The sequence below is a fragment of the Streptomyces durocortorensis genome (assembly GCF_016901035.1).
Taxonomy (GTDB): Bacteria; Actinomycetota; Actinomycetes; order Streptomycetales; family Streptomycetaceae; genus Streptomyces; species Streptomyces durocortorensis.
This window is the reverse complement of sequence record NZ_JAFEUF010000325.1, coordinates 1-6542: the sequence shown is the minus strand read 5'-3', so window position 1 is coordinate 6542 and position 6542 is coordinate 1. Positions and strand designations below refer to the sequence as shown.

6 protein-coding genes are annotated in these 6542 nt (G+C 75.1%); 3 read left to right on the top strand and 3 right to left on the bottom strand.

Features of this window, described 5'->3' with window-relative positions; genetic code table 11:
- Positions 1-473: 473 nt before the first annotated feature.
- Together JS521_RS32750 and JS521_RS32745 are read right to left on the bottom strand one after the other, a co-directional pair.
- A complete protein-coding gene (locus tag JS521_RS32750; RefSeq protein WP_205086532.1) occupies positions 474-1607 on the bottom strand; it encodes an ATP-binding protein in 1134 nt (377 codons plus the stop codon).
- Between the two features lie 143 nt (positions 1608-1750).
- A complete protein-coding gene (locus tag JS521_RS32745; protein WP_205086531.1) occupies positions 1751-2176 on the bottom strand; it encodes an MmpS family transport accessory protein in 426 nt (141 codons plus the stop codon).
- A 162-nt stretch (positions 2177-2338) separates the two neighbouring features.
- On the opposite strand from JS521_RS32745, the gene JS521_RS32740 reads away from it, so the two are divergent.
- On the top strand, positions 2339-3772 hold the full coding sequence (locus JS521_RS32740; protein ID WP_205086530.1) for an SWIM zinc finger family protein: 1434 nt from the start codon (positions 2339-2341) through the stop codon (positions 3770-3772).
- A gap of 134 nt (positions 3773-3906) precedes the next feature.
- Entirely contained in the window at positions 3907-5544 is a 1638-nt protein-coding gene (locus JS521_RS32735; RefSeq protein ID WP_205086529.1) for a DUF5691 domain-containing protein, read from the top strand.
- 183 nt (positions 5545-5727) lie between these two features.
- Here the strand turns inward: JS521_RS32735 and icmB are convergent, their stop codons facing one another.
- The gene (icmB, locus tag JS521_RS32730; protein WP_003966859.1) at positions 5728-6141 is read right to left on the bottom strand and encodes a coenzyme B12-dependent isobutyryl CoA mutase small subunit; all 414 of its coding nucleotides are present in this window, start codon (positions 6139-6141) and stop codon (positions 5728-5730) included.
- Positions 6142-6260: 119 nt separating this feature from the next.
- Between icmB and JS521_RS32725 the strand changes: the two genes are divergently transcribed.
- The coding region (locus JS521_RS32725; RefSeq protein ID WP_205086528.1) for a hypothetical protein at positions 6261-6542 on the top strand (282 nt) is incomplete at its 3' end.

Below are 6542 nucleotides of genomic sequence, written 5' to 3'. Positions count from 1 at the left end.
CGCCCCCGCCGCCCCGCGCTCGCATGGGGGGGGGGGGCCCCCCCCCGCGCCGGGGGCTGTTCCAGTTATCGCGCCCCGGGGGGGGGGGCGCCGGGGCCCCCCCCCCCCCCCCCCTCGCTCTGCCTCTCGGCCGGCGGAGCCGCACGAGAAGACGCCTCACCGCCGATCGTGCCCTTCGGCGCGTCCACCGCGCCCCGCTCGCCGGGCACCACGGCGCGTTCCCGAGCGCACCACGGCGCGGATGCGGCAGTTGGCCCGTACAGACCGCGCGGCCGGGGGGGGGGGGGGGGCCGCGCGCGCCGACCCGGGGCCGTGGTGCCGCACCCCCAGGAGCCAGGGCCCGGGGGCCGGATGGTCGCCCGGCCCGGCCGCTCCGGCCGTCGTGGCGGACACGGCAGGACCGGCGGCCGCGCGAGAACCCGGAACAGCCGCCCCGGCCCCTGCGGTCGTCGCGGCAGGCCCGGCGGGGCCCGTCATGCGGAGACCTCGCGGCAGGCGCGGTAGAAGTCCTTCCAGCCGTCCCGCTCGCGGACCACGGTCTCCAGATACTCCTGCCAGACCACCCGGTCCGCCGCCGGATCCCGGACGACCGCGCCGAGGAGGCCCGCCGCGACGTCACCGGGGCGCAGGACGCCGTCGCCGAAGTGGGCGGCGAGCGCGAGGCCGTTCGTCACGACGGAGATCGCCTCCGCCGTGGAGAGCGTGCCGGAGGGGGACTTGAGCTTGGTGCGCCCGTCGGTGGTCACCCCGTCGCGCAGTTCGCGGAAGACCGTCACCACGCGGCGGATCTCGGTCAGACCCTCCGGTGCGGCCGGCAGGTCGAGCGAGCGGCCGATCTGGTCGACGCGCCGGGACACGATGTCGACCTCGGCGTCCGGGGTCGCGGGCAGGGGCAGCACGACGGTGTTGAACCGGCGGCGCAGCGCGCTGGACAGCTCGTTGACGCCGCGGTCCCGGTCGTTGGCCGTGGCGATGAGGTTGAACCCGCGGACGGCCTGGACCTCCTGGCCCAGCTCGGGGACGGGGAGCGTCTTCTCGGACAGGATCGTGATGAGCGAGTCCTGCACATCGGCGGGGATGCGGGTCAGCTCCTCGACCCGGGCGGTCATGCCCTCGGACATGGCCCGCATCAGCGGACTGGGCACCAACGCGTCGCGGCTGGGGCCGTGGGCGAGCAGCTGGGCGTAGTTCCACCCGTAGCGGACGGCTTCCTCGGGGGTTCCCGCGGTGCCCTGCACGAGCAGCGTCGAGTCACCGCTGACGGCGGCGGCGAGGTGCTCGGACACCCAGGTCTTGGCCGTGCCGGGGACGCCGAGCAGGAGCAGTGCCCGGTCGGTGGCGAGCGTGGTCACGGCCACCTCGACCAGACGGCGCGGGCCCACGTACTTCGGCGTGATCACCGTCCCGTCCGGCAGCGTTCCGCCCTGGAGATAGGTGGCGACGGCCCAGGGCGACAGCCGCCAGCGGGCGGGCCTCGGGCGGTCGTCGGCGGCCGCGAGCGCCTTCAGCTCGTCGGCGAACGCGTCCTCGGCGTGCGGACGCAGCGCCTCGACGCCCGCCTCCGGCACGGCGGCCGGGGTGGTCGGGGTGGTTGCGGGCACGGTCATGGATCCCCCTCCAGATCGGTCGACCCGATGTGGTTTCCACCGTGCACCATGGCACTGACAACGGGCCCTGACCGCAGGTCAGGCCCCGTTGTCGAGCGGACGGAACCGCCCCGGCAGCCCGGGTCAGCCCGAGTCAGCCCGAGTCAGCCGACGATCGGCGACACGGCGACACAGCCGCCCGCCGTGAGCATGCCCTCGCCCTTCGCCTCCTTGATGACCTCGCCCTTGTAGGTGATGGTGCAGGTGACGTCGGCGCCGCCCGCCTCCAGGGCCAGCGGCATGACGGCGGGCGGCATGATGCCCCGCAGCTCGACGGTCTTCTTCCACGGCAGGGCCGGCGACTTGACGGTCTCCAGCTCGGGCTCCATGGCCTCGCCGCCGCCTCCGTGGTACGTGATCTCGTCGACGCTCGTGCCGGTGACCTCGTACGTCACCTCGTAGGTCTCGTCCACGGTCTTGTCGACCGCCTTGCCGACCGCCTGGTCCACCGACTCGGCCGAGCAGGCGCCGAGGCCGAGCACGAGGACGGAGACCGCGAGGGCGCGGGTGATACGGGTGGTGCGGTTCATCTGGGATCCCCCCTGGATCGGTCCGCCCGGATCTGTTCCGTATGCGGAGAACGCAGAGAAACGCAAAGGGAAGGCAAAGTCAAATTCCCCCCGAGACGATGCTTCCGCAGGTCGGAGGGGACTGTCAGGGGACTGTCAGTGGTGCCGCCTACCGTCGGAGACATGCAGCTATCTCACGGGGGAGAGACCTCGCCAGCCGGTGACCCGGCGGCGCGCTGGTCGGTGGAACAGGTGCTGGCCCTGGCTCCTGACGCGGCATCACGCAAGGCGGGCACGCGGCTCGGCGCGGCCGGCCCGTGGTCCGGCACGGGGCGCGACGCGACGGGCGCGGTGTGGGGCCTGTGCAAGGGCAGCGGAAGCACGCCGTACCGGACCGTGGTCGACACCACAGGCCCGGCCTGCTCCTGCAGTTGCCCGAGCCGGAAGTTCCCGTGCAAGCACGCGCTGGGGCTGTTGCTGCTCCTGGCCTCCGACGACACCGCGTTCCGGCCGGGCGAGCCGGCCGACTGGGCGGCGGCGTGGATCGCGGGCCGGCGCGCACGTGCGGCGGGGAAGGGGGAGCCCGCGGCGGGCGGCGACGGCGCGCGGGGCCCCGTCGACACCGCCGCCGCAAGGAAGCGGGCTGAGCGCCGCGCGGAGCGGGTCACGGACGGGGCCCAGGAGTTGGAGCAGCGCCTGGCCGACCTGCTGCGCGGCGGCCTCGCCGCGACGGACCGCTCGGGGTACGGCCTGTGGGAGGAGACCGCGGCCCGCATGGTCGACGCCCAGGCCCCCGGCCTCGCCGCGCGCGTACGGGAGCTGGGCGCGATCACCGGGTCCGGTCCGGGCCGACCGGTCCGGTTGCTGGAGGAGTGCGGACTGCTCCATCTGCTGGACACGGCCTGGCTCGGCCGCGACCGGCTGCCGGACCCGCTGGCCGCGACCGTGCGGACGAGAGTCGGGCTGCCGATGTCCGCCGAAGGCCCCCCGGTCCGCGACCACTGGCTGGTCCTCGCGCAGTACGACACCCCGGACGGCAGGCTCGTCACCCGGCGGATCTGGCTGTACGGGCGGAGGACGGGCCGGACCGCTCTGCTGCTCTCGTTCGGCGCGGCGGGCCGGGCCCCGGCGCAGGCACTGCCGGTGGGCGCGACGATCGACGCCGAGCTGACGCCGTATCCGGGCGGCGGCCGGCTCCGGGCGGAGCTGGGCGAGCAGTTCGGGGCGACGGCTCCGGCCGGTCCCCCGCCCGGGATCGCCGCGGCGGCCGCGCCGGCGGTCTACGGGAACGCCCTGCGGGAAGATCCCTGGCTGGACGCCTGGCCGGTCACCCTGCGCGAAGTCATACCCGTGCCGTCCGAGGACGGCTGGCAGGTGGCCGACGCCCACGCCGACACGTACGCCGACGGCCGCACCGGATCCGCGCTGCCCATCGCCCCGGCCGCGCTGTCCCGGCCGGGCCTGTGGAAGCTCGTCGCCCTGTCCGGCGGCGGCCCGGTCACGGTGTTCGGCGAGATCGGCCACCGCGGCTTCGACCCGTTCACGGCCTGGGAACCGGGCGAGGGGGAGGAGGAGGCGGGGCGCTCGCCGGGCGGATCGATCGTCCAACTGGTCTGACGACCCCGCCGTTCCCGCCCGCCATCCTGCCTGACTGCCTGATTGCCTGCCTGATTGCCTGCCTGACTGGCTGCCGCCTGACGGTCTGCCGCCGCTGCCCGACATGCGCGCAGTCCCTGCACCGGAGGGGAAAGATGCCTCGCACAACCAGCCCCATCACCAGTCCCGCATCCGCATCGCTCGACTCCCTCCCCTGGGAGGAGCTGGTCACCTCGGCCCTCCTGGGCACCGACCGGCGCCCGCCGACGCCCCGCGGCGGCCCCGCACCGGCCGATGCCCCCGCGGCCCTGCTGGACGCCGCCGCGCTGCACACCGTCCGGCAGCGGGCCGGGCTGCTGCCCGCCGTGCCGGAGGCACGACCCGAGCCCGCCGCCCCGGACCCGCGCCCGGCGCTCCCCGAAGCCGCCCGGCACCGGCTCGCCCACCTGCTGGCGGACCGTTCCGCACCCTCGGGCGGCGGGCGGCGCGGGACCGCGCCCGACCTCACCGAGCTCATCCCGCAGTGGCTGGCCACCGCCAACCGCAGGGGCTATCGCGCCCCGGCGGCCCTGCTGCCCGCGCTGCTGGACGCCGCCCGGGCGCGCACGGACCTGCGCCCGCAGGCGCTCGCGTTCGCCGGACCGCGCGGTCTGTGGCTGGCCGCGCTGAATCCCGACTGGAAGTTCGCCCTGCGAGGCTCCGCGAGCGGCCCGCTCCGGCCCGACATCACGGACCCGGACGCGGTGGCCCGGCTGTGGGAGGAGGGACTGTTCGCGGAGCGGATCGCGCTGCTCGACGCCGTACGGGCGCAGGACCCGCCCGCCGGGCTCGCGCTGCTCGCCGCCACCTGGTCGACCGAACGGGCCGAGGACCGGCTGATGTTCCTGGACTCCCTGCGGTCCGGGCTCGGGGGCGACGACGAAGCCTTCCTGGAGCAGGCCCTGTCCGACCGCAGCCGCAACGTCCGCGCCACCGCCGCCGAACTGCTCTCCGCCCTGCCCGAGTCGGCTCTCGCCGGACGGATGGCGGCCCGCGCGACCACCTGCGTGAACCCGGACCGTACGGGGGACGCCGCCTCCATCGCCGTGGAGGCGCCGCACGAGTGCGACGCGGGGATGCAGCGCGACGGCGTGATACCGGTCCCACCGACGGGCCGGGGTGAACGGTCCTGGTGGCTCGGGCAGTTGGTGGAGGCCGCCCCGCTCGGCGTCTGGGAGGAGCGGTTCGGCGGGCGTCCGGCCGAGGAGATCGTTGCCCTGCCCGTCGCCGACGACTGGGCCGGCGAGCTGCACACCGCCTGGTGCCGGGCGGCGGTCCGGCAGCGGAATCCGCGGTGGGCCCGGGCCTTGCTCGGGCGCCCCTCGGCGCCACCGGCGAGCGGCCCCGGGACGGCCTCGATCGCCGAGCGCTCGAAACTCCTCGCGATCCTGGACGACGACGAACGCGCCTCCTGGGTGGCCGGGTTCATCGCGGCGCACGGCCTGTCGGAGGCGTTCCAGCTGCTCGGCGTCTGCACGGTCCCCTGGGCCGGGCCACTCGGGCGTGCGGTGGTCGACGCTCTCGACATCGCACGGGACGGCGGGAGTTATCCGTGGAGCTTCAGCGGGGTGATGGGCCTCGCCGAGCGCTGCCTGGATCCGGCGGAGGCCGACCGGCTGGAGGTCCTGACGGCCGCGCAGGACGAGCTGGAGGGGGCGTCACCGGGGGCGGGCGGCTACTGGTCGGAGGCCTTCCAGCGCCTGGTCTCCACCCTGCGGCTGCGCGCCGCGATGGAGGCGGAGCTGATGCCCTGAGACGGGGACAGGGATGGGGACGGGCCGCTGTGCGGCGGACCCGCCCCCGCACAGCGTGCCGACCTGTGCGGAGCGGGTCGGCCCCTGCACAGCGGGCCCGCCCCAGGTTCCAGCGGGCCCGCCCCAGGTTCCGACTGCGGGCCCCAGGTTCCAGCGGCTGGCTTCAGGTTCCGGCTGCGGGCCTCAGGCCTGGGCGGCCTGGCGCACGTTGGCGTTGACCCACGTCACGATCTCGGTCGTCGTCGCCCCCGGTGTGAAGAGCTCCGCGACGCCCAGCTCCTTCAGCGGTGCGATGTCGTCCTCCGGGATGATCCCGCCGCCGAACACCTTGATGTCCTCGGCCTCGCGGGCCTTCAGCAGCTCGATCACCTTGGCGAACAGCGTGTTGTGCGCCCCGGAGAGGATCGAGAGGCCGATGGCGTCGGCGTCCTCCTGGATCGCCGTGTCGACGATCTGCTCGGGCGTCTGGTGCAGCCCGGTGTAGATCACCTCCATACCGGCGTCCCGCAACGCCCGCGCGATGACCTTGGCACCGCGGTCGTGGCCGTCGAGGCCCGGCTTGGCCACCACCACACGGATCGGACCGGTCACACCCATCACTGCCTCCACCTGGTCTCCCGCGCCTGAAGGGCCGGGGATGTGAACGAACGTTATCCACAGCATCCCGCAAGCCGCAGTTTCGCGGCAGGCGGGGAGGGGGAAATCACACGTGGGACATGTTCGCCAGGCGTCGTCCCCCGTATCAGGCGGTGTTCCGGCCGCACGGGGTCCGGCGCAAGGGGAGCCGCTACGAGGTCGCCGTACCACCGCGCCGCCAGCCGCACGGCACGGTGGTACGGCTCCACGACCCCGGCCACGGCCGCCCGGCCGGTCGGCGGGGCTCCCCGTCCCGCCACCCCACCAGGGCGTACGGGAACGGGAGCCGCCTCCCCCGTACGCCATGCAGGAGGCCGGCCGTGAAGCTCCTCCCTCTCCTCACCCCGCCGACACACCTCACC